The sequence below is a fragment of the Methylobacterium pseudosasicola genome, from assembly GCF_900114535.1.
Classification (GTDB): Bacteria; Pseudomonadota; Alphaproteobacteria; order Rhizobiales; family Beijerinckiaceae; genus Methylobacterium; species Methylobacterium pseudosasicola.
The window spans coordinates 89,818-112,075 of record NZ_FOTK01000012.1 but is presented as its reverse complement, the minus strand read 5'-3'; the positions used below and the strand labels follow the sequence as shown (position 1 = coordinate 112,075).

The 22,258-nt window shown below is 68.9% G+C and carries 22 protein-coding genes; 7 read left to right on the top strand and 15 right to left on the bottom strand.

What is annotated here, in order from left to right; all coding sequences use genetic code 11:
- Positions 1–83: 83 nt before the first annotated feature.
- Positions 84–524 (bottom strand): hypothetical protein, encoded by a 441-nt coding sequence (locus tag BM228_RS13880; RefSeq protein ID WP_092041321.1) that lies wholly within the window; start codon positions 522–524, stop codon positions 84–86.
- A gap of 162 nt (positions 525–686) precedes the next feature.
- The gene (locus BM228_RS13875) at positions 687–1,265 is read right to left on the bottom strand and encodes a L,D-transpeptidase (RefSeq protein WP_092041319.1); all 579 of its coding nucleotides are present in this window, start codon (positions 1,263–1,265) and stop codon (positions 687–689) included.
- Between the two features lie 182 nt (positions 1,266–1,447).
- Here BM228_RS13875 and BM228_RS13870 point away from each other — a divergent pair, with 182 nt between their 5' ends.
- Together BM228_RS13870 and BM228_RS13865 are read left to right on the top strand one after the other, a co-directional pair.
- The gene (locus BM228_RS13870; RefSeq protein WP_092041316.1) at positions 1,448–2,377 is read left to right on the top strand and encodes a histone deacetylase family protein; all 930 of its coding nucleotides are present in this window, start codon (positions 1,448–1,450) and stop codon (positions 2,375–2,377) included.
- A gap of 160 nt (positions 2,378–2,537) precedes the next feature.
- The gene (locus tag BM228_RS13865; RefSeq protein WP_092041313.1) at positions 2,538–3,155 is read left to right on the top strand and encodes a LysE family translocator; all 618 of its coding nucleotides are present in this window, start codon (positions 2,538–2,540) and stop codon (positions 3,153–3,155) included.
- Between the two features lie 4 nt (positions 3,156–3,159).
- Here BM228_RS13865 and ribB read toward each other — a convergent pair whose 3' ends face one another.
- The 3 genes from ribB to BM228_RS13850 form a co-directional block, all read right to left on the bottom strand.
- Positions 3,160–4,236 carry a 3,4-dihydroxy-2-butanone-4-phosphate synthase gene (gene ribB, locus BM228_RS13860; RefSeq protein WP_092041310.1) on the bottom strand — a complete coding sequence of 359 codons (1,077 nt, stop codon included), beginning with the start codon at positions 4,234–4,236 and terminating at the stop codon, positions 3,160–3,162.
- A gap of 159 nt (positions 4,237–4,395) precedes the next feature.
- Positions 4,396–5,493, bottom strand: a complete 1,098-nt coding sequence (aroC, locus tag BM228_RS13855) for a chorismate synthase (protein ID WP_092041307.1) — start codon at positions 5,491–5,493, stop codon at positions 4,396–4,398.
- A gap of 59 nt (positions 5,494–5,552) precedes the next feature.
- On the bottom strand, positions 5,553–5,855 hold the full coding sequence (locus BM228_RS13850; RefSeq protein ID WP_092041304.1) for an addiction module antidote protein: 303 nt from the start codon (positions 5,853–5,855) through the stop codon (positions 5,553–5,555).
- Positions 5,856–6,056: 201 nt separating this feature from the next.
- Here BM228_RS13850 and BM228_RS13845 point away from each other — a divergent pair, with 201 nt between their 5' ends.
- On the top strand, positions 6,057–7,013 hold the full coding sequence (locus tag BM228_RS13845) for an EamA family transporter (protein WP_092041301.1): 957 nt from the start codon (positions 6,057–6,059) through the stop codon (positions 7,011–7,013).
- Here BM228_RS13845 and BM228_RS13840 read toward each other — a convergent pair.
- The 3 genes from BM228_RS13840 to BM228_RS13830 form a co-directional block, all read right to left on the bottom strand.
- Positions 6,979–7,578, bottom strand: coding sequence for a DUF3578 domain-containing protein (locus BM228_RS13840; RefSeq protein ID WP_092041298.1), 600 nt, complete (start codon positions 7,576–7,578; stop codon positions 6,979–6,981). The genes BM228_RS13845 and BM228_RS13840 overlap by 35 nt on opposite strands.
- Before the next feature lie 2 nt (positions 7,579–7,580).
- On the bottom strand, positions 7,581–8,672 hold the full coding sequence (locus BM228_RS13835; protein ID WP_092041461.1) for a catalase family protein: 1,092 nt from the start codon (positions 8,670–8,672) through the stop codon (positions 7,581–7,583).
- A gap of 70 nt (positions 8,673–8,742) precedes the next feature.
- The gene (locus BM228_RS13830; RefSeq protein WP_092041295.1) at positions 8,743–9,882 is read right to left on the bottom strand and encodes an anhydro-N-acetylmuramic acid kinase; all 1,140 of its coding nucleotides are present in this window, start codon (positions 9,880–9,882) and stop codon (positions 8,743–8,745) included.
- Positions 9,883–10,006: 124 nt separating this feature from the next.
- On the opposite strand from BM228_RS13830, the gene tyrS reads away from it, so the two are divergent.
- Positions 10,007–11,278, top strand: a complete 1,272-nt coding sequence (gene tyrS / locus BM228_RS13825; protein ID WP_092041292.1) for a tyrosine--tRNA ligase — start codon at positions 10,007–10,009, stop codon at positions 11,276–11,278.
- A 149-nt stretch (positions 11,279–11,427) separates the two neighbouring features.
- Here the strand turns inward: tyrS and tatC are convergent, their stop codons facing one another.
- The 6 genes from tatC to argS form a co-directional block, all read right to left on the bottom strand.
- On the bottom strand, positions 11,428–12,228 hold the full coding sequence (gene tatC / locus BM228_RS13820) for a twin-arginine translocase subunit TatC (protein WP_092041289.1): 801 nt from the start codon (positions 12,226–12,228) through the stop codon (positions 11,428–11,430).
- Positions 12,225–12,812 (bottom strand): Sec-independent protein translocase protein TatB, encoded by a 588-nt coding sequence (gene tatB, locus BM228_RS13815; RefSeq protein WP_092041286.1) that lies wholly within the window; start codon positions 12,810–12,812, stop codon positions 12,225–12,227. Before tatB ends, tatC begins: the two co-directional genes overlap by 4 nt.
- 88 nt (positions 12,813–12,900) lie before the next feature.
- On the bottom strand, positions 12,901–13,185 hold the full coding sequence (locus tag BM228_RS13810) for a twin-arginine translocase TatA/TatE family subunit (RefSeq protein WP_092041283.1): 285 nt from the start codon (positions 13,183–13,185) through the stop codon (positions 12,901–12,903).
- Positions 13,186–13,330: 145 nt separating this feature from the next.
- Positions 13,331–14,338: a beta-N-acetylhexosaminidase gene (gene nagZ, locus BM228_RS13805; RefSeq protein ID WP_092041280.1), complete on the bottom strand. Its 1,008-nt coding sequence runs from the start codon at positions 14,336–14,338 to the stop codon at positions 13,331–13,333.
- A 216-nt stretch (positions 14,339–14,554) separates the two neighbouring features.
- The gene (locus BM228_RS13800) at positions 14,555–15,907 is read right to left on the bottom strand and encodes an SPOR domain-containing protein (protein WP_092041277.1); all 1,353 of its coding nucleotides are present in this window, start codon (positions 15,905–15,907) and stop codon (positions 14,555–14,557) included.
- Between the two features lie 49 nt (positions 15,908–15,956).
- Positions 15,957–17,708 carry an arginine--tRNA ligase gene (argS, locus tag BM228_RS13795; protein ID WP_092041275.1) on the bottom strand — a complete coding sequence of 584 codons (1,752 nt, stop codon included), beginning with the start codon at positions 17,706–17,708 and terminating at the stop codon, positions 15,957–15,959.
- A gap of 289 nt (positions 17,709–17,997) precedes the next feature.
- Between argS and BM228_RS13790 the strand changes: the two genes are divergently transcribed.
- On the top strand, positions 17,998–18,408 hold the full coding sequence (locus tag BM228_RS13790; protein WP_092041458.1) for a hypothetical protein: 411 nt from the start codon (positions 17,998–18,000) through the stop codon (positions 18,406–18,408).
- 24 nt (positions 18,409–18,432) lie between these two features.
- Here the strand turns inward: BM228_RS13790 and BM228_RS13785 are convergent, their stop codons facing one another.
- Complete coding sequence (locus BM228_RS13785) at positions 18,433–19,680, bottom strand: deoxyguanosinetriphosphate triphosphohydrolase (protein ID WP_092041273.1); 1,248 nt, start codon at positions 19,678–19,680, stop codon at positions 18,433–18,435.
- 155 nt (positions 19,681–19,835) lie between these two features.
- Between BM228_RS13785 and BM228_RS13780 the strand changes: the two genes are divergently transcribed.
- Together BM228_RS13780 and BM228_RS13775 are read left to right on the top strand one after the other, a co-directional pair.
- Positions 19,836–20,162, top strand: a complete 327-nt coding sequence (locus tag BM228_RS13780; protein WP_092041270.1) for a HesB/IscA family protein — start codon at positions 19,836–19,838, stop codon at positions 20,160–20,162.
- Between the two features lie 151 nt (positions 20,163–20,313).
- Positions 20,314–22,233, top strand: coding sequence for a hypothetical protein (locus BM228_RS13775; protein WP_092041267.1), 1,920 nt, complete (start codon positions 20,314–20,316; stop codon positions 22,231–22,233).
- The last annotated feature ends 25 nt before the right edge of the window (positions 22,234–22,258 follow it).

Below are 22,258 nucleotides of genomic sequence, written 5' to 3'. Positions count from 1 at the left end.
CGAGATCGCCGGATTGCACACCGGCTTGACTGTCCCGATAGATCAGTTGCGCCGCAGACGGAAGCTGCGCCTTGGTCTTAGGCTCATGCCGCCAGGGCGAAGGTGACGCGCGGAGCTTGGCTCGCCTCGCGGGTCCAACGGTTGGCGTCGAGGGCGAAGGCCATCAGGGCCTCGGCGCTGCCCTGCGCCTCGCGAACGATCTCCATGGCGATCCGGGCGCCGACCGGGCTCGGGCCGTCGCGGCCGGTGAGCGAGCCGGCGAGCCAGGCGGCGACCTCGCGGTCGATGTAGCCGGTCGGGCGCAGGCCCCACACGGCGAAGTCGACCACCGAGGCGACCAGGAAGTCGGCGAAATCGTCGGAGCCGATCACCGCGCGCTCCAGGGCGATCAGCATGTCCGCCTCGTCGCGGCTCATGATCCCCTCCGGCAGCACCTCGCGCTTGAGGACCAGCAGGTCCTCGGCGCTGATCGTGCCCGTCGAAACGGCATGGTTGCAGAACTGTTGAACGGAGATCATGGTCATGGCTGCCTGCTCCTCCGACCTTTGCTGTGGTCGGTGCTTGTCCCGGTGTGATTTGAACTTACGGGACGGCACCCCTGCCGGAAGTTAACGGCAAGATCTGAACGGAAGTTCAGGTAAACACGGACCGAGCAAGCAGGCTTATTGGGACGTTGATCAGTTGCGTTACCGGACGATGACCGTGGCCCCCACGGGCACGCGGTTGAACAGGTCCACCACGTCGATGTTGCGCATGCGGATGCAGCCCGAGGAGACCGCCTGCCCGATCTTCTCCGGCTCGTTGGTGCCGTGGATCCGGTAGAGCGTGTCCTTGCCGTGATCCGCCAGGTAGAGGGCACGGGCACCGAGGGGGTTCATCGGGCCGCCCTGCATGGCGTGGACGTGGGGCCAGCGCTTGATCATCTCGGCCGGCGGATTCCAGGCCGGCCATTCCGCCTTGCGGTCGACGGTGGCGGTGCCGGTCCAGCCATAGGCCTCGTCGCCCACCGACACGCCGTAGCGGATCGCCTTGCCGTCCGGCAGAACGAGATAGAGCTGCCGCTCCTTGGTCTCGACGACGATCGTGCCCGGGGGCTTCCCGGTCGGGTCGCTCACCTGGTAGCGGGCGAAGTGCGGGTCGAACTCGGCCTCGGGCACGAGGGCCATGAACTCCGCGTCGCGGGCCGAGATCTTTGGGTCCGGCACGGCTTTGAACGTGCAGCCAGCCAGCAACACGGCGCAGGCGATAAGCGGGATGATGCGCATGCGGCTGTCCTCGGACGGATTCCGGGCCTCGGGCGTGCCACCCGGTCGCGAATCGTCCCGCGAAAGATTTGAGCAACCATAATCAGGACGGGCACACCGCCGTAGTCCGCGCGTTCCGCCCATGGCACATTGCCGGCTCCTGTTGCAGGCGCGCGACAGGACCGCATCCGGGAGCGACCGTCGTGACCACCCTGTACGTCAGCCATCCCGCGAGCTTCGACCACGAGGTGCCCGAGGGGCATCCGGAGCGGCCGGCGCGGATGCGGGCGATCGAGCGCGCCCTGGAAGACGAGCGCTTCGCCGGCCTGGTGCGGGTCGCCGCGCCGCGGGCGGAGATCGAGGTCGCCACCCTGGCGCATCCGCGCGACTACGTGGACGCGCTAATCGCCGCCGTGCCGGAGCACGGCATGGTCGGGATCGACGCCGACACGATCCTGTCCGCCGGCAGCCTGGAGGCGACGCTGCGGGCGATCGGCGGGGCCAACCACGCCCTCGACGCGGTCATGGCCGGCGAGTGCCGCAACGCCTTCGTGGCGATGCGCCCACCCGGCCACCATGCGGAGCGGACCCGGTCCATGGGTTTCTGCCTGTTCAACCATGCCGCCATCGCGGCCCGCTACGCCCGGGAGAAGCACGGCGCCGAGCGCGTCGCTTTGGTCGACTGGGACGTCCACCACGGCAATGGCAGCCAGGACATTTTTTGGGACGACGCCAGCGTGCTCTACGCTTCGACGCACCAGATGCCGCTGTTCCCGGGCAGCGGCGCCGCCTCCGAGCGGGGCGAGAAGGACACGATCGTCAACGTGCCGCTGCGGCCCAACGACGACGGCGAGGTGTTCCGCGAGGCGTTCGAGGCCGGCATCCTGTCGCGCTTGGAGACGTTTCGACCCGATGTGATCGTGATCTCAGCGGGTTTCGATGCTCACCGCCTGGACCCTCTGGCGAACCTCCGGCTCGAAGCGGAAGATTTCGGCTGGGCGACCCGCAAGCTGATGGAGCTGGCCGAGCGCTGCGCCGGCGGCCGGATCGTCTCGGTGCTGGAGGGCGGCTACAGCCTGGAGGGGCTGTCCAAATCCGTCTCCGCGCATGTGGACGCGTTGATGGGGCGGTGATGCACGGCGATCGGATTCGGCTTGCGGGCGGTGCGATCAGCGGCATGATCGGTGGGGTCAGAATCGATCGGACACGTGCCGCCCGTGAAACGCTGCGTCTTCCCCCGTGGATACATCGGCTTGAGAGCGTCGGGCCTTCGGTCAGATTCGGATGCGGTCGATGACGTTGGCCGGCTTTCTGACCTACGCGCTGGCGCTCGGCATCGCCGCGGCGGTCCCGGGACCGGGGATCATCGCTCTGGTCGCGCGAGCGCTCAGTTCGGGTTTCCGGGCCGCCATGGCCTTCTCGGTGGGGCTGATCCTGGGGGATCTGATATTCCTGTCCGCCGCAGTCTTCGGGCTTGCCTTGATCGCGGAGACGTTGGGCGAAGTCTTCGTCGTCGTCCGGCTCTGTGCCGGCCTCTATCTGGCTTACCTGGCGGTGCGTTTGTGGCGCTCGGCGGGACAGACCGATCGGATCGAGGGCGGCCCCGCGGATCGGCCGTTCGCGAGCTTCCTCTCGGGGATCACCGTCACCCTGGCCAACCCGAAGACGATCGTGTTCTACCTCGCCGTGCTGCCCACGATCGTCGACCTCAGGACCGTCACGGCGGCCGACTTCGGCGTTCTCGTCGGACTGACAGCGCTGGTGCTGGCGGCGGTGGTGACGCCCTACGCCGCCCTGGCGGCCCGGGCGCGGGATTCGCTGCAGAAACCGGTCTTCCGCGCCCGGCTGAACCGGAGCGCGGCCGCCATCATGGCGGGCGCGGCGGTCTGGACCGTCGCGCGCCGGGCCTGACGAGTTACCCCTCGAGCGGCTCGTCGCCCAGAAGCTCGATGCCGAAGCCCGAGAGGCCGACATAGGAGCGGGCCGAGGTCGCCAGGTTACGGATCGAGACGACGCCGAGGTCGCGCAGGATCTGGGCGCCGAGGCCGACCTCGCGCCACTGGCGGGCGCGCACGGCCTCCGTCCCCTCCTCCTTGGTGCTCTTCAGCGGGACACCCGCGGTGCCGTCGCGCAGATAGACCAGCACCCCGCGGCCGGCGGATGCGAAGCGCTTGAGCACCGCGTCGATCTGCTTGCCGCCGCCGATCACGTCGGCGGCGACATTGGAGCGGTGCAGCCGCACCAGCACGTCCCGGCCATCGCCGATCTCGCCCATCACGAAGGCGAATTGCTGGATCGCCTCGAACGGGGTCGAGAACGCGTAGGCGGTCACCTCGCCGTGGTTGGACTGGACGGTGAAATGCCCGACCCGCTCGACCAGCCGGTCGCGGGCCTGCCGGTAGGCGATCAGGTCGGCCACCGAGACGCGCTTCAGCCCATGCGTCTCGGAGAAGGCCTCGATCTGCGGCCCCTTCATCACGTTGCCGTCGTCGTTGGCGAGCTCGCAGATCACGCCGACGGGGGGCAGCTCGGCGAGCTTGCACAGGTCTACGGCGGCTTCGGTATGGCCCGAGCGCATCAGCACGCCGCCGTCGCGGGCGATCAGCGGGAAGACGTGGCCGGGGCGGACGAAATCGCCGGCGCCCATATTGCCGTTGGCGAGCGCCCGCACCGTGTTGCAGCGCTGCTCTGCGGAGATGCCGGTGGTCAGACCGTGCTTCACGTCGACCGTGACCGTGAAGGCGGTGCCGAGCGGCGCATCGTTCGACGCCACCATCGGGTCGAGGTGCAGCCGCCGCGCCTCGTCCTGGGTGATCGGCGCGCAGACGATGCCGCAGGTGTTGCGGATGATGAACGCCATCTTCTCCGGCGTGCAGAGGGAGGCCGCGACGACGAGGTCGCCCTCGTTCTCGCGATCGTCATCGTCGGTAACGACCACGATCTCGCCGCGGGCGAAGGCCGCGATGGCCTCGGTGACGGTGCAATGGGGCACGGATCGCTCTCTCGTCTCGCATCTCCCCTCCCGCGAAGGGAGGAAAGGTCTGGCTCCCGCGGTGCCGACAGGGATCCCGGTCCGGCGCGCGCGAGCCTGTGAAAGTTTCGGACTCGGAGCTTAGCCGATCGCGGCGCGATCGGGCACGGCCCCGGCGGATCAGGCCGCTCCCACCTGCCCGCGATGGCGTAGATAGTGATCGGCCAGCACGCAGGCCATCATGGCCTCCGCCACCGGCACCGCGCGGATGCCGACGCAGGGATCGTGACGGCCCTTGGTGATGAGATCGACCTCGGTGCCGTCGCGGGTCACCGAGCGGCGCGGGGTCAGGATCGAGGAGGTCGGCTTCACGGCGAAGCGCACGACCACCGGCTCGCCGTTGGAGATGCCGCCGAGGATGCCGCCCGCGTGGTTGGCGAGAAAGCGCGGGCGTCCGCCATTGCCGGCCCGCATCTCGTCGGCATTGTCCTCGCCCCGCAAGGCCGCGGCGGCGAACCCGTCGCCGATCTCGACGCCCTTCACGGCATTGATCGACATCATGGCGGCGGCGAGATCCGCGTCGAGCTTGCCGTAGACCGGAGCGCCGAGGCCTGGCGGGACGCCCTCGGCCACCACCTCGATCACCGCGCCGACGGAGGAGCCATCCTTGCGGATCGCGTCGAGATAGGTCTCGTACTGGGCAGCCGCCTCAGCGTCCGGGCAGAAAAACGGGTTGTTGCCGACCTCGGCCCAATCCCAGCGCGACCGCTCGATGGCGTGCGGCCCCATTTGCACCAGGGCCGCCCGGATGGTGATGCCCGGAATCACCTTGCGCGCCACGGCGCCGGCGGCGACCCGCGCCGCGGTCTCCCGGGCGGAGGACCGGCCGCCGCCGCGATAATCGCGGATGCCGTATTTGGCATCGTAGGTGTAGTCCGCATGACCCGGCCGGTAGCTGTCGCGGATCTCGGAATAGTCCTTCGAGCGCTGGTCGGTGTTCTCGATCATCAGGGCGATCGGCGTGCCGGTGGTGAACTGGCGCCCGCCGGTGCGGTCGTCGGAAAACACCCCCGACAGGATCTTCACCTGATCCGGCTCGCGGCGCTGGGTGGTGAAGCGCGACTGGCCGGGCTTGCGGCGGTCGAGCTCGGCCTGGATCTCCTCGGCCTCCAGTGCCAGCCCGGGCGGACAGCCATCGACCACGCAGCCGAGCGCGACCCCGTGGCTCTCGCCGAAGGTCGTAACGCGGAACAGGTGGCCGAACGAGTTGTGAGACATGACGCGGCCCGTCTAGCGCGGGAGCGCCGGGGGCACAAACCGTCTTCCCGCGCGAGGCCCTACGCCGGCTCCGAACCGGCGATCGGCTGCACGCTGAGTCTCAGCCCGATCGCCTTGAGGACGCCCACCAGCGTGTCGAGTTGCAGGTTCTCTTTCTCGGATAAGGCTCGATAGAGGCTTTCGCGCGATCGGCCGGTCTCGGCCGCGATCTGCGCCATGCCCCGCGCCCGCGCTACGTCGCCGATGGTCGAAGCGATGAGCGCAGCATCGCCATCCTTGAGCACGGCCTCGATATAGAGGGGGGTGCGCTCGGGCGTATCAAGATGTTCTGTGACATCCCAAAAGTAATTTTTGGCTATCATTGAAGATTTCAGAATACCATTTCACTTCAGATTGACTAATATGCTTCCATTAAAATAGAAGACTCAGTCCAAAACGGTCTCCCGAGCCAAACTGTCTGGTCCGAGAAGCCGGACAATTTTAGCTGATCGGCCGGAACTGTACCTGGACACGGCTCATCTCGCGCTCAAGCTTGACCACGCACGGTCCCGTCGCTGACGGACATGCGTGCAGAGCCGGGAGCATGCAGGATGCTGGTAGCGGACATATGCATCGCGCTCGTGGTGGTCGCGATATTCGGCTTGAATTTCGTGGCGATCAAGATTGCCCTCGTGGCCTTTCCGCCCTTGTTCTTGACGGGCCTGCGCTTCCTGCTCGCGGCTTTCCCAGGCGTCCTGATCTTGAAGCCGCCGCGGACATCCGTGCGCATCGTCGTCGCGTTCGGTCTCTGTCTCGGCGTCGTGAAGTTCGGCCTTCTGTTTCTGGGCATGGCACTCGGCATGCCGGCGGGCCTGTCCTCGCTGGTGCTCCAGACGCAGGTCTTCTTCACGATCGGGCTCGCCTTCCTGGTGTTCGGTGAGCGTCCGAGCAGGCTCCAACTGCTCAGTGCGTTGATCGCCGGCTGCGGCGTCGGCGTCATCGCGGTGTGGCAAGGGCAGCACGCGCTCTTGGGGCCGTTTCTGCTCGTCATTGGGGCGGCCCTGTTCTGGGGCGTCGCCAATGTGGTCGTGAAGGCGGCGGGCCGGATTGATATGCTCGCCCTGATGGTCTGGGGCAGCTTGGTGGCGGCACCGCCGCTCCTCGCCCTGTCGCTGGTGGTCGAAGGACCCGACGCGATCACGTCCGCAGTCCAAAAAGCGGATGCTTGGTCCTGGAGCGCGGTTCTGTTCATCGCCTATCCGACCACGATGCTCGCCTTCGCGCTCTGGAACCGGCTGCTGAGCCGCTATCCCGCCGTCACGGTCACGCCGTTCGCCCTGCTGATCCCGATCATCGGCCTGTCCAGCTCGCGCTGGCTTCTCGACGAGCCGTTCGAGATCGCCGACGCCGCGGGCGCCGCGCTCATCTTCTTCGGGATCGCGCTCAACGTGCTCGTGGCCTGGCTGCGGCAACGGCGAGCCGGAGACACTCGTCCCGCATCCATCATCACGACAGCCCTAAGAGACCACCCCGCGCCTTGAGCGCCCGATAAGCCGCCACCCCGACTGCGAGATCCGCCCGCAGGCGGCGCTCGTCGCCGAGATCGGCGAGCTCGTAGGTGAGGCCGAGGATGTGCGCCGCCTCGTAGCCGTCCGGCAATTCGCCCGCGCTGCCGAGGGTGATGGACCGATTCGGCAGCCTGTCGGCGAAGTCGGAGAGGCGGGTCCGCAGCGCATCGCCGCTTGTGCGGAGGTAGGCTTCCGCCCGCGGCCCGTGCTCGCGGAGGGCCGCCACCGTCCCCTGCGCCAGCGACAGGTGGACAACCTCACGGTGGGCGGGGAACAGGTAGACGAGGTAATAGCCGCGCGTGGCGCTCGTCGTGACCGTTGGGTCGAACACGGCGAGCCAGGGGACCGCCGCCCAATTGCTGCCGCGCCCGGGGCTGCCCTTCACCAGGAACGGGCCGTCGATCGCTTCGAGGGCGCCGCGCAACTCGTCCGGTGCACTGCGCCGGATCATCGCCGCCAGGGGATGCCCGGCCGGCGGGTCGAGCCGGGCGAGCGGGTATTCCTCGACGATCCGGCGCAGTGCGTGGCCGAGGCTCACCCTTAAGCCGGAACCTGCGCGATCGCGGTCGGCTCGGTCTCGGGCGTCCGGTTGCGGCCGTGGCGGAAACTGGAGAGCGCCTGATAGGTCTTGAGCCGCGCCCGCATCAGCGAGCCAAGGGGACGGTGCGCCGCCAAGCTGTGGGCTGGCCGGAAGGACAGGACGTCGTTGGCGTAGCGGGTCCGAGCCTCGGATTGCGAATCCTGGGTGGGCAGGATGAGGCGCGCCACGGTGCGATAGGGGCTCGCCGCCTCGTCCCAGCGCTTCGAGGCGTCCTCCACCGGCATGTCGTTGAGATTCGTGCAGAGCTGCGCGCGGATCTCGAACACGGCGGCGTCACCCGCGAAGAAGGCGGTCACCGCGTGCCGGAATGCGTCCGGATCTTCGCCCGGGTGCAGCGTCTCGCCGGCAAGCGCCTGCTGCTTCGTGCTGGCCGGGAAGGCTGCAATCTTCGCAATGTGGTCGCCATAGCGAAGCGCGGCCTGCGAATAATACGGCTCGGCGAGCGGATGCAGGGGCTCGTGGCCGAAGAAGTCGAGGAGCGGCGAGCTCTCGCCCGTCACCGCCTTCACCACCGTATCGAGGGCCCGGGCGGTGCCCGAGACGGCGGCCTTCACGGCCTCTGGCGCCTTTGTCCCGGCTTCGAGCTGCTTCATGCTGCCGAGAAAGCCCTTGGCATCCGGATTCGGAAAGACCGGCCCGGTGGCGAGCACGAAATCTTGGGTTTCTGCGCCGTGGCCGGGCAGCTTCTCTCCCGCAACGCCCAGAACCTTGATCGCCATGCCCCGGTGGGTCGAGACGCTGTCCTTCAACAGCTCGCCCGGCCCTTGAGCGAAGCGCACGATCACCGGATAGGTGCCGCCCTTGGCGAACAGGCCCTGCTTCAGCTCGGGCGGCAGGTCGTCCGGCACCTGAAGCTCGCCCGTCACCACGCCGCTGACCTTGGCGTGCGAGGCGCGCACGGCGTGGCCGTAGCGGGCCGCCGTGGTCTCGCTCTCGCGGGTCATCGACGCGATGATCGCGTCGATGGTCTCGTTCTCGTCCGGGGCCAGCGTCTCGATGCCGTCGTGGTAGCGCAAGTAGGTCTCGGCCAAGGTATCAATTCCGATCTTGATCTGATCGGGAGCCAACCACCGGGCGGTCCACGAGTTTCCCGAGCCGGGATCAGGCATTCGGTCGCGCCAGCACCCCGCCGGTCATCGGCTCGCGCACGCCGGTGGTGGACGGGAACGTGATCGGCAGGCCCCGGAGCGAACGCACCGCCAGATACGCGAAGGCCTGTGCCTCCAGGTAGGCCGAGGACCAGCCGATCGCGTCCGCCGTCGTGATCTCGGCGCGCAGATGGTAGTTCAGCAGCCGAACCAGCTCGCCGTTGCGAGCGCCGCCGCCGGCCACGATCCAGCGGGTCGGGATCTCAGGCGCGTGGTCCAGGGCCCGGGCGACCGCGCGGGCGGTGAAGGCCGTGAGCGTCGCGGCACCGTCCTCCGTCGAGAGCTGGCCGGCGAGCTTGTGCGAAAACCAGTTCCGGTCGAGGGATTTCGGCGGGCGGCGGAAGAAGAACGGGTGCATCAGCAGCCAGGCGAGCAGCGGCTCGTCGGCGCGGCCACGGGCGGCGGTGCGGCCGCCATCATCGAGGTTCTTGCCCTCACGCTCCTGCATCCACTCGTCGATCAAGGCATTGCCGGGGCCGGTATCGAACGCGATCACGCCGCCCTTGGAATCGATCAGCGTCGCGTTGGCGACGCCGCCGATATTGAGGATGCCGAACGGGCCGTCGAAGCCCGACGCTTCGGCCAGCGCCTTGTGGAACACCGGCACCAGCGGCGCCCCCTGGCCGCCGGCCTCGATATCGGCCCGGCGCAGGTCCGAGACCACCGGGATGCCGAGCCGGGTGGCCAGCGCCTGCCCGTCGCCGATCTGGATCGAGATGCGCTGGTCCGGCCGATGGATCACGGTCTGGCCGTGAAAGCCGATGACATCGACCTCATCCGCGCGAAGGCCGTTCTCGGCCAGAAAGCGCTCGACCGCCTCGGCATGGGCCTGGGTGACGAACGCCTCCGTCTCCGGCAGGCGCCCTGGGCGGTCTCCCGGATGCAGGACCGACTCGGCATCCTTGGTGGCGGCCCGCAGCAGCGCCTTCTCCTCGTCGGAATAGCCCCGATAGCCCGTCGGCCCGAGGGGCTCGAGGAAGTTGTTGTGGCCTCGGACGACGTGGACCCGCTCGCCGTCGGTCTCGATCAGCGCGATGTCGACGCCGTCCAGCGAGGTGCCGCTCATCAGTCCGATCGCGCGCATCATCGCCATTGTGCTCGACCCCGTGCCTTTCGGCGAACGCCCTGCTAAGAGCGCGCCGTATCCTGAACCCCAGCGCGAGCTAGCACGCAGAGCCTCGGCCTGTCGCGCCGGCTCGCGATCCGAGACCGCAGCCATGAATGCCGAGAGCCTTGCGCCGAAATCCGACTTTCTGCGGATCCTGACCGAGCGCGGCTACATCCACCAGACCTCCGATCTTGCCGGCATCGACGCCGCCGCGCGCGAAGGGCGGCTGACCACCTATGTCGGCTACGATTGCACGGCGCCCTCGCTCCATGTCGGGCACCTGCTGTCGATCATGATGCTGCACTGGCTGCAGGCCACCGGGGGCAAGCCGATCACCTTGATGGGCGGCGGCACCACCCGCGTCGGCGACCCGTCCGGTCGCGACGAGACCCGCAAGATCCTCACCGTCGAACAGATCGACGCCAACAAAGCGGAGATCCGCAAGACCTTCGACCGGTTCCTGCGCTTCGGCGAGGGCGCGGGCGATGCCGTGATGGTCGACAACGCGGAGTGGCTGACCAAGCTCAACTACATCGAGATGCTGCGCGACATAGGCCGTCACTTCTCAGTGAACCGCATGCTATCGATGGACAGCGTGCGCCTGCGCCTGGAGCGCGACCAGGAACTCTCGTTCCTGGAATTCAACTACATGATCCTGCAATCCTACGACTTCGTGGAGCTGAACCGCCGCTACGGCTGCGTCCTGCAGATGGGCGGCTCGGACCAGTGGGGCAACATCGTTAACGGCATCGATCTCGGCCGGCGCATGGGCACGCCCCAGCTCTACGCCCTGACCTGCCCGCTGCTGACCACGTCATCGGGCGCGAAGATGGGCAAGACCGCCGCCGGCGCCGTCTGGCTCAACCCGGACATGCTCAAGCCGTACGATTACTGGCAGTTCTGGCGGAACACCGAGGATGCGGACGTGGCCCGCTTTCTCAAGCTGTTCACGCTGCTGCCGATGGACGAGGTCGCGCGGCTCGCGGCGCTCGCCGGCTCCGAGATCAACGCGGCCAAGACGGTGCTCGCCACCGAGGCCACGGCGCTGATGCACGGCCGTGAGGTCGCCGAGGCAGCGGCCGAGACTGCGCGGAAGACGTTCGTCGAAGGGACGCTCGCCGCCGACCTGCCGAGCGTCACCGTGGCGGCCGCGACCCTGGAAGCCGGCTTGGGCGTGCTGACCGCGTTCGGGCCGGAGATCGCCAAGCTCGTGCCCTCGACCAGCGAGGCGCGGCGCCAGATCAAGGGCGGCGGTCTTCGGGTCAACGACGCCGCCGTGACGGACGAGAAGGCTTTGCTAACGCCGGCGGACCTGACCCAGGACGGGGTGATCAAGCTGTCCTTCGGCAAGAAACGGCACGTGCTGCTGCGAGCTGAGTAGGGTTCGCAGCCACGCGAAGGACCGGGTTTCCAAAGGGCCCGCGGCCCTTTGGCGGGGTTCGGGGCGCGTAGCCCCGCTTCACCAGGGCTCTGCCCTGGACCCGCAAAAGGTCCGCGACCTTTTGAAACCCGGACTTGTCGATCCGGTTGTTAAGGATCCAGCCCTTCCGCCGCCCGCCGCGCCGCGCGGATCTTCTCGACGCGCGCCACGGAGAACACCGAGGCCTCGTAGAGAATCAGCATCGGCAGGGCGAGCGAGAGCTGCGAGATGACGTCCGGCGGCGTCAGCACGGCCGCGACGACGAAAACCAGCACGATCGCGTAACGGCGTTTCTCGCGCAGGAAGGCGGCGTCGATGATGCCGATCTGGCCGAGCAGGGTCAGGATCACCGGCAGCTGGAACGCGATGCCGAAGGCGAAGATCAGCGTCATGATCAGCGAGAGATACTCATCAACCTTGGGCAGCAGCTTGATCGTCGGCTCGCCGGCCACGCCGACCTGCTGAAGCGAGACCGAGAACTTGATCAGCAGCGGCATCGCCAGGAAGAAAACCACCAGCGCGCCCAGCACGAAGAAGATCGGCGTGGCCACGAGGTAGGGCAGGAACGCCTTGCGCTCGTTGCGGTAGAGCCCCGGCGCCACGAAGGCGTAGATCTGCGTGGCGATCACCGGGAAGGCCAGGAAGGCGGCGCCGAACACGCTGAGCTTGATGTTGGTAAACACCTGCTCGAGAAAATGCGTCGCGATCAGCTCGGCATTCTGGGCGCCCACGATCGAGACGTAGGGGTAGACCAGGATGTTGTAGATATCGCGCGAGAAGAAGAAGCAGCAGAAGAACATCAGCACGAAGGCGATCAACGACTTGATCAGCCGCGAACGCAATTCGATCAGATGTTCGAGCAGCGGCGCCCGGGATGCTTCGATCTCGGCCTCGTCGGCGTCGCTGATCATCGGGCGGTGGCGCCGTTCTTCGGGTCCATGGGGGTGTCGTGCGTCGCAGGCGGGTCGGGGGGCGGCCCGTAGGGATCGTCGACCGAGCCCGGGATCGGAAGCGGCGCTTCGGGCGGGGGGGCGTGCTGGAGCGGATCGGCGTGTGCGGCCGACTCGATGGGCGCGGTTTCGGTGCCCGTTGGCGCGGTGGCGTCCTGCTCGGCCTTGAGCTGCGCGGTGGCGTCGGCGAGCGAGCGCGTATCCGCCGCCGGCTTTTCGGGGCCGAGCGTCTCGGATCCCTGCCTTGCGGCAACCCGGCCCTCGACTGCGCCCTTCAGCTCGTCCCGGATCGTCTGGACCGGATTGAAGCCGGTGCTCGTCGAGCGGACGGTGTTGCGGATACCGTCGACTTCCTTCCGGACTTCGTCGAGTTCGGCCTCGCGGATGGCCTCGTTGAACTGCATCTGAAACTCGCCGGCCATGCGGCGCAGCTTCGTCGTGATCTGCCCGACGGTGCGCAGCGCCTTCGGGAGATCCTTCGGCCCGATGACGATGAGGGCGACGCCGCCGATCAGCATCACCTCGCCCCAACTCATGTCCAGCATGTCGTCGACGGTCCTGCTGCCCTGGGAGCCGGACCCGAGTCCGAACCCCCGTCAGGCTCTACACCACAGCGCGCGCCCTGCCAGTCTCTCAGACCGGCTTGCGCTCGCCGCCCGGCAGATGGCTCGCCGGGACCGCGGTCCCGGGGCTGGTCCCGGGGCTGGTCTCGGCGGTGTGGGGGATGGTGCGGACCGGCTCGCTCGGCGGCGCCACCGGTTGGCTCGCCGGAGGCGTCTCGTCCTCGGCCATGCCCTTCTTGAACGCCTTGATGCCCTTCGCCACGTCGCCCATCAGGTCGGAGACCTTGCCGCGTCCGAACAGCAGCATGACGATGACGGCAACGATGACCCAGTGCCAGATACTCATGCTGCCCATGGCAACCTCCTGCGTGCGTCCACCTGCCTGCGCCCACCTGTGGGAGCGTGACGCCACGACCGGTTGAAGATTTCCGGGCGAACCTAGGGATCGGACCGCCCGAACACAAGCAGAGGCGGGTGTAGGGGCGGTGGAAGGCCGCGGGTCAGGCCGCCGTGGCGAGAGCCGCCGCGAACCGGGCACGGGCCTCGGGCAGGTCGATGCCATCGTCGGCCCGATCGAGGCGCGCCAAGGCGGACGCGGCCCTGCGGGCGGCTTCGCCCGCGAGGATTGGTGCGGCTTCGGCGACGGCGCGCATCTCGTCCATCGCGCCGTTGCAATGCAGCCCGATATCGATGCCGGCCGCGAAGGCCGCCTCGGTCCGGTCGCGGAACGTGCCGGTGAGCGCGTGCATGGACAGATCGTCGGTCATCAGGAGACCATCGAAACCGATGGCATCGCGGATCACGTCGCGGATGACTTTGGCCGACTGGGTGGCGGGGCGGTCCGGGTCGATCGCGGTGAAGACCACGTGAGCGCTCATCGCCATCGGCAGATCGGCGAGCGCCTGGAACGGCCGGAAATCCTGAGCGGCCAAAGCCTCCAGGCTCGCCTCGACGATTGGCAGGCCATGATGGCTGTCGCAGGCGGCGCGACCGTGGCCGGGCACGTGCTTCATGACGGGCAAGACGCCGCCGGCCATCAGGCCCTCGGCCACGGCGCGGCCGATCTCGGCCACCGAATCCGGGTTCGAGCCATAGGCGCGGTCGCCGATGATGTCGTGCGAGCCCGGGGCCGGCACATCGAGGACGGGGGCGCAATCGACGTTGATCCCGACCTCGGCCAGATCGTGCGCCATCAGCCGGGCGCCGAGCCGCGCGATGGCGGTGGCGCTGCCGTTCAGGCAGCCGTAGCGCCCGCCCGCCGGGTAGGCCGGCCAGTGCGGCGGACCCATCCGCTGGACCCGCCCCCCCTCCTGATCGATCAGGATCGGCGCGGCCTCGGAGCCCAGGCAATCGCGCAGCGACGCGGTCAGGGCGCGCACCTCGTCCGGCGCACCGATGTTGCGCTTGAACAGAATGAAGCCCCAGGGCCGCACGTCACGGAAGAAGGCGGCCTCCTCGGCGGAGAGCGTCTTGCCGGCGCAGCCGAGGATCAGGGCACGGGCGGTCATTGAGTTTCTCGGTGGCCGCGCGGATGCAGCGGGGAAACGGCGAATCGATGCCGGCAGAGTCGGGCGGGAACAGGGAGCCGGCAAGGCGAAACCGCGTGCCTCGTCCGCGAATGGGTGTGACGGGCGCCCGGTGTTGCGGGACGGACTCGCGTCCCGGGCGGCGGCCCGGTCTCCGCCCCGCGAGCGAGGGAGGTCCGGATCGCCGCTATCGTGGGCTCAGTTCTTCGCCACGAAGCACTGGCCGCCTGCGCCCTGGAGGGCGGAGCAGAGGCTCGACGCCTCGTTCTTGGCCAGCGGCCCGACGCGGACGCGGAAGATGGTCTTGCCGTTGACCTCGGCCTGCCGGATCAGCTCGGGCTTGCCGGCGAGTTGGCTGTACTTGGCCTGCATCTGCGCCAGCGCGGCCTTCGCCTCGGAGGCGCTGCCGCGCACGCCGAGCTGGACCGAGAACCCGCCGACCGAGCCGGTCTTGACGGTGTCGTCGACGGCGTCCGGCGCCTCCTGGGCAGCGGTCGCTACGGTGGCGACCCGCTGGACCGCCTTCGGCGGCGGCTTGACCGCGACGGGCTTCGGCGGGGCCGCCTCGGCCACGGCGGGCGGAGGCGCCTGGACCGGCTCCGGGGCGGGCGGCGGCAGGGATGCGGCGGCCTGACGGGTCGGCTTGGGCTTGGTCTGCTGCGGCGGCTCGTCGGTGGGCAGGACCATGGTGGGGATCGGGGCGGGGCCGGCATCGGCCTGCGCCTCGCGCTGGGGCGCCGCGGGCGGAGCCTCCGGCTTCACCGCCACGGTACGGACCCGGCGTGGCTCGCCGAACGCCTCGAACGGGCCGTTGCCCGGCGTGGTGCCGCTCTGCACGCCGCCGGCGGGGCCGGTGCCCTGCGCCGCGCGCGCCGCCTCGGCCACGTCGATCGGTTGTTCCTCGCGGTTGACGATCTTGATCTGGCCGTCCTTGGGCTTGCCCTTGTTGTTGTCGTAGATCTGCCGGTTCTGGTCCGGGATCTCGACGCCATCGGCGACCTTCGGGGCTACCTTGAGGGGGGTCGAATCAGCCTGGACGACGGGCACGCCGCCGCCGCTGCCCGAACCCTGCAGGCCCTTGTAGGTGAGCGCGCCCGTGACCGCGACGGCCACGATCGCGATGCCGGCCCCCACGGAGGCGAGCCGGCGGCGCGGGTTCACCCGCCGGAGCGAGCGGCCGTCCTCGTAGTCCGAGGCGGCGGGATCCTGCTGTGTCTCGGCGCCGTAGGCGACCGGCTCCTCATGCGTGTCGCGCTCCACCGAGGCCAGGTATTGGTCAAAGGCGTCGGCGGGATTCGGCTTGGCCGGCTCCGGGGCGAAGCTCGGCTCGACCCGGGCATTCCAGCCGGCCTCGGGATGCGCGGCAGCGACGCTGCGCATCTCGTCCCGCGCCGCGAGCAGCGCGCGGAACGGATCGTCCTGGCCGACGATTCGCGCGAGCTCGGCCAGCGGGTCGGGCTTGGCCCCACCCGCGTTGCCGCGAGCCTGATCCTGACGCAGATCGCGCGCGAGGGCGTCCAGATCGACCTGAGCGCGCGAAGCGTTCGTCATGGCAGCATCCTCACATCAGCACCGATCGTCGGCCCGATGGACATCGAGCCTATCGCATCTCGTCCGGCGCGGTCACACCGAGAACCGCGAGGCCGGCCGCGAGGGTACTCCGGAGAGCCTCGACGAGCGCCAGCCGCGCCCAGGTCGACTTTCGATCGGTTGCATTAACAAACCGTAATTGCGGCAAGTCTTTGCCCTTGTTCCATAAAGTATGAAGCGCGGCGGCCATTTCATAGAGGTGGAACGCGATCCGGTGCGGCTCGTGCGCCACGGCCGCGGATTCCAGCACGCGGGGATACTGGGCGATCAGCCGCATCACCTCGATTTCACCCGGATCGCTCAGAACGCCGAAGTCGGCCTCGCGCAGCAGGGCGGCGGCGGACAGGTCCGCACCTGGGAACGCCTCGCGTGCCTGCCGCTGCACCGAGCGGACCCGGGCATGGGCGTACTGCACGTAGAAGACCGGGTTGTCCTTCGATTGCTCGACCACCTTGGCGAGGTCGAAATCGAGGGTCGCGTCGTTCTTCCTGTAGAGCATCATGAACCGGATCGCGTCGCGGCCGACCTCGTCGATCACATCGCGCAGGGTGACGAACTCACCGGCCCGCTTCGACATCTTCACGGGCTCGCCCGCGCGCAACAGCCGCACCAGCTGGCAGAGCTTCACGTCCAGCATCGCCTTGCCGTCGCTGACCGCCTTAACGGCGGCCTGCATGCGCTTGACGTAGCCGCCATGGTCGGCCCCGAGCACGTCAATCAGCTCGGTGGCACCCGCCAGATACTTCGCCCGGTGATAGGCGATGTCCGAGGCGAAGTAGGTGTAGGAGCCGTCCGACTTGAGCAGCGGCCGGTCAGTGTCGTCCCCGAACTCTTTGGTGCGGAACAGCGTCTGCTCGCGATCCTCCCAATCCTCGGGCAGCTGGCCCTTGGGCGGCGGGAGGCGGCCCTCGTAGACGAGGCCCTTCTCGCGCAGCTCCTGAAGCAACGCCTTCACGGCGCCGCTCTGCAGAAGCGTCCGCTCGGAGAAGAACACGTCGTGCCGGATGCCGATCGCCTCCAGATCGGACCGGATCATGTCCATCATCATGCCGAGCGCGATCTCGCGGACCACCGGCAGCCACGCGGTCTCCGGCTGGTCGAGGAGCGCCCGGCCATGGGTCTGGGCGAGCTTGGCGCCGACGGGCTTGAGGTAGTCGCCCGGATAGAGCCCCTCGGCGATGGCGAAGGGCTCGCCCAGAGCCTCCCGGTAACGTTGGTAGGCGGATCGGGCCAGCACATCGACCTGGGCGCCCGCGTCGTTGATGTAATATTCCCGCGTCACCTGCCGCCCGGCCGCGACCAGGAGGTTGCACAGGGCATCGCCGAATACCGCGCCGCGGCCATGGCCGACATGCATCGGGCCGGTGGGGTTGGCTGACACGTACTCGACGTTGATCGGCCCGCCTTGCAGCTGCGCGCGGCCGAAATTCTCCGGATCCGCGAGCGCGCCGCGGATCACGTCGTGGAAGATTCCGGGCGCCAGGCGCAGGTTGATGAAGCCCGGACCGGCGACGCTCGCCTCCAGGATCCGCGGATCCGTGCGCAGCTCCGCGGCCAGCGCCTCGGCGAGTGCCTTCGGGTTGGTCTTCGCTTCCTTCGCCAGGACCAGGGCGGCGTTGGTGGCGAGATCCCCATGAGTCGAGTCGCGCGGCGGCTCGACGACGACGCGGCCGAGGTCGAGGCCCTCGGGCAGCTGGCCGACGCGGGTCAGGGCCTCCACGGCCTCGCGCACACGCGCCTCGAACAGGGCGAAGATGTTCATCGGTCTCGGTCTCGCTCGCGCGGGTGTACTGCCGCCCGGCCGTCTCGGCCTGCCTGCTCGGAGCCGTCTAGCAAGGGGGCGGGAGGGTGTCACGGCGCGGCGGTGATGGCGGGGCGCCGAGCGCCGCAAGCCGGCATTAACCGCGCCGAAAATCGAATCCACATTCAGTTCGATGACGGCAGTTTATCCCCACGCGATGACTACCGACGCCCGGCAGAGCATCTTGTCTTGGCCGGCGAGAGTCTATGTGATCGCCCCGATCGCAAAATTCTCGATCGGGGAGATCTTCATGAAGACCTTGATGATGGCGGGCGCCGCGTTCTGCGCGGTGGTCCTGGCGGCGCCGAATGCCGAGGCGCGCGGCTTCCGGGGCGGCGGCTTCCATGGCGGTTACGGCGGCTATCACGGCGGCTTTGCCGGGCGTGGCGTGTACGGCCGCGGCTACGGATACGGTCGTGGCTACGGATACCGCGGCGGCTACGGCCGCGGCCTCGGTTACGGGCTGGCTGGCGCCGGCATCGGACTGGGCCTCGGCCTCGCGGCCGGCAGCCTCTACGGCGGCTACGGCGGCGGTTATGGGTATGGCTACCCCGCCGCCTATGGCGGCTACGATTACGCCTACCCAGCCGCCTATGGCGGTGGATACGGCGGTTACGGCTCGGGCTGCTACGGCAGCTTCACCTGCGGATGCGGTTGCTGATCGCGAAAAATCCCTGGCCGGACCTCAAGGTTCGGTCAGGGGCAGGCCGCGGCTCGGCAGCTCCCAGTAGAGATCGGGCGTGGTAGGGTAGAGCTTGCGATGAGCCAGCACCGCGTAGGTGTCGGTCATGCCGGCAATGTAGTCGGCGACCCGCCGGGCGACACGGCCCTCCGAGGCGTCTGTCAGCCCGGCGCTCCATTCCTCCGGCATCCGCGACGGCGCGGCCGTGAAGGCCGAGAACAGGTCGTTGACGATGGCGTCGGCCTTCTTGCGCACGGCCACCACCCCCGGGTGCCGGTACATCCGCGCCCAGAGGAAGCGCATGATCTCGGCATCGGCCTCCGCGATCGCTTGCGAGAAGACGATCACCGGCTCGGCCGCGTCGCGGATAGCCTCGACATTCTTCGGATCGAGCGCGGCGATGCGGCGGCCGCCCTCGCGGATCACGTCCTCCACGAAGCGGGTGATCACCCGCCGGGCGAGTTCGTGGATCACCCGGGACGGTTCGAGGCCCGGATGGAGACGGTCGATCTCGTCGAGCAGGTCGGCCAGGAACGGGACCGCACGCAACTCAGGGATATCGAACAGGCCAGCCCGCAGGCCGTCGTCGAGATCGTGGGCCGCGTAGGCGATGTCGTCGGCGAGAGAGGCGGCCTGCGCCTCCGGACCGGCCTGGCTCCACAGGTCGAGCGGGTTCAGGGCATCGTATTCGAGGATTGCGGCCGGGATGCCGCGCTCGACGTAGCGTCTGGTCGGCTGCCCGTCCCGGTCGAGCAGCGGGCCATTATGCTTGACCAGCCCCTCCAGGGTCTCCCAGGCGAGGTTGAGGCCGTCGAAGCCGGCGTAGCGCCGCTCCAGCCGGGTGACGATCCGCAGGGCCTGAGCGTTGTGGTCGAACCCGCCATGGGCCGCCATGCAGGCGTCGAGAGCGTCCTCACCGGTATGCCCGAAGCAGGTGTGGCCGAGGTCGTGGCTCAGTGCCAGGGCCTCGGCCAGATCCTCGTCGAGCCCCAGCGCGCGGGCGAGCGCCCGGGCGATCTGGCTGACCTCCAGGGTGTGGGTCAGGCGCGTGCGGTAATGGTCGCCCTCGTGATGCACGAAGACCTGCGTCTTATGCTTCAGGCGGCGGAACGCCGTCGAATGGATGATCCGGTCCCGGTCCCGCTGGAAATCGCTGCGGGTCGGCGACGATGCCTCGGCAATCAGCCGTCCCCGCGTCCGGGCTGGATCGGTGGCGTAGGCCGCCCGCCAGCGCTCACCGTTGGGACGCACGGCGTCCGCTCTCGATCTCGCGCAGCCTGATCATGACCCCTCCCCGCCCGGCGCGTTGCGGCGCGGGCCTCGAACCCATATCTTGTGGGCCGAGGCGGGCTCGGCAACGGCCGGGCGGCGCCATCCACCGGACACTTGCGTGGCCAGAGCTTAAGATGTCTGAGATCACCCTGACCCCCCGCGCCGCCAAGCGCATCAACGAGATCATGGGCGCGGAGCCCCCGGGCTCGTCGCTGCGCATCAGCGTCAACGGCGGCGGCTGCTCTGGATTCTCCTACGCGTTCGACATCGCTCGGTCCCGGGAAGCCCAGGACGTGGCGATCGAGCGCGACGGCGCCACCGTGATCGTCGACCCGGTCTCGCTGGAATACATGTCCGGCTCGACCATCGACTTCGTCAACGACCTGATCGGACAGTCCTTCAAGATCGAGAACCCGCTGGCGACCGCCTCCTGCGGCTGCGGCACTTCGTTCTCGCTCTGATCGACCAAGGCGGCTCCGCTTCACGGAGCCGTTGCCCGTCTACGACACTGGAGCCGGCTCAGGGCCAATGCGCAGCATGCGCAATTGCCTCGACGGGTAAAACGCGGCACCCATGCGGCTATCCCGCCTGAGCCGTGATCCGGACCCTCCCATGATCCATCCGAAGGCCCGATCCCGCCTCCGGTCGGCTTTGGCCGCGACCTGCGCCCTCGCCTGCCTCGCCGGGATGGGGCTGCCCGCCCCGCTGGCGGCCCAGGAAGGCGCCGCTGCGGTCCAGGACGTCACGGTCACGGACGTCATGCTGCCGCTGGGCGGCACCCTGCTCCGGGCGCCGAAGCTGACGGCGAGCGGCACGCGCCTCTCCAAGGACGAACTCGCGGCGATCCTGAAGTCGGATTCTTCTGAGCCCTGGGAGGCCCGGCTGGCGCGCCTCGACGCCGGCAGCCTGACCATTCCGGTCCTGACTTCCGAACATGCCGGCCCCGGCGACGACCGCCAGACCGTGACCTATCGCGACGTGGTCGCCCGGGACGTGAAATCCGGCCGCGTCCGGGAGCTCACCGCCGCGGGCGCGACGGTGAGCGCCGCGGCCGGCCCGAACCGCGGCAACGGCACCTATGGCCAGGTCCGGGCGACCGATCTCGACCTCGCGGCGCTGAACCGGCTCTACACGGTCCCGGGCGACGGCAAGGGACCGGTGCAAAAAGTCTACGGCACGATCCAGGTCGCGGACGTGACCTATTCGGACGCCCGCGGCACCACCGTGAAGATCGCGCGGCTGGACGGCCGCGATCTCGGCGGCCGGCAGGTGCCGGACAGCTGGAACGGCGCCTTCGAGATCGTGGCCGCGGGCTTCCAGCCGCCCAACGATCGGCGGACCTTCGCGGCGGCGGCCGCCGACCTGATCGAGGCGACCGCCCTCGGCAGCCTCGACATGCAGGGTCTGAGCGTCAGCAACGCCGATCCGCAGGGGCCGATCCTGTTCGAGATCGGACGGGCGACCTACGCCACCGGCCCGGATTCCAGCACCGTCCTGGAGAACCTGACCGTCGCGCGCGGCAGCCTGCGCGCGCATCTCGGGCGCCTCGCGCTCACCAACGTATCCCTGGCGCCGACGATCGCGGCCCTGCGCAGTTTCGCCGCCGAACCCGACACCCGTCCCGGGTTCAGCGATGCCGAGATGCGCCGCCTGACGCCGGCCCTGGGCGGCCTGACCCTGGCCGACCTGAGCATCGACCTGCCGCCCGACGCCGAGCTTCCGAAGCCGCCGCAGGATCCGCGCCCCGCGCCCCGCGCGGCTGCGCCGAGCAAAGCGGTCCCGGCCAAGCCCATAGATGCCAAGGCTGCGGATCCGAAGCCCGGCGACCCGCTGGCGGTCACGATCACGCCAGCCCCCACGCGCCGGGTCGCCCTGCGCGAGGCCGCCCTGTCGTTCGGGCCGCCGCAGGACGGCGTGCCGAGCGCCAGCCGCCTCACCCTCTCGGGCCTGAGTCTGCCGGCGGATCTCGTGGCCGGCGCCCCGATCGTCGGCGCGCTGCCGGCCTACGGCTACCGCGACCTCGATCTCGACCTCGTGGCCGATGCGGCTTTGGACGGGAAGGCGCGCGACCTGTCCCTGCGCGATGTCACGGTCTCGGGCCGCGACATCGGCACGATCCGGCTCGCCGGCACGCTGGGCGGCTTCGGACCGGAACTGTTCAGCGGGACCCTGCCGGCGACCACCATGGTGATGTTCACCGGTAGTGCGAAGAGTCTCGATCTCACGATCGAAAATGCCGGCCTATTCGAACGCTTCCTCGCAGCCCAGTCGAAGGATCTGAGCCTCAAACCCGAAGAGTTGCGCAAGGAATACGTCACCGCCAGCCTGCTCGGCGTCCCCGTGATCCTCGGCAACACCGCGGCGGCCAAGGGTATTGGCGCCGCGATGGGCCAGTTCGTGATGAAGCCCGGCAAGCTCGTGCTGCACGCCAAGTCCAAGGAGCCCGCCGGCATCGGCTTCATCGATATCGGCGCAGCGCGCTCCCCGGCCGCCCTGCTCGAGCGGATCGACGTGGACGCCAAGGCGAATTGAGGCCTAGAAGAGCCGCCTGCCGCCC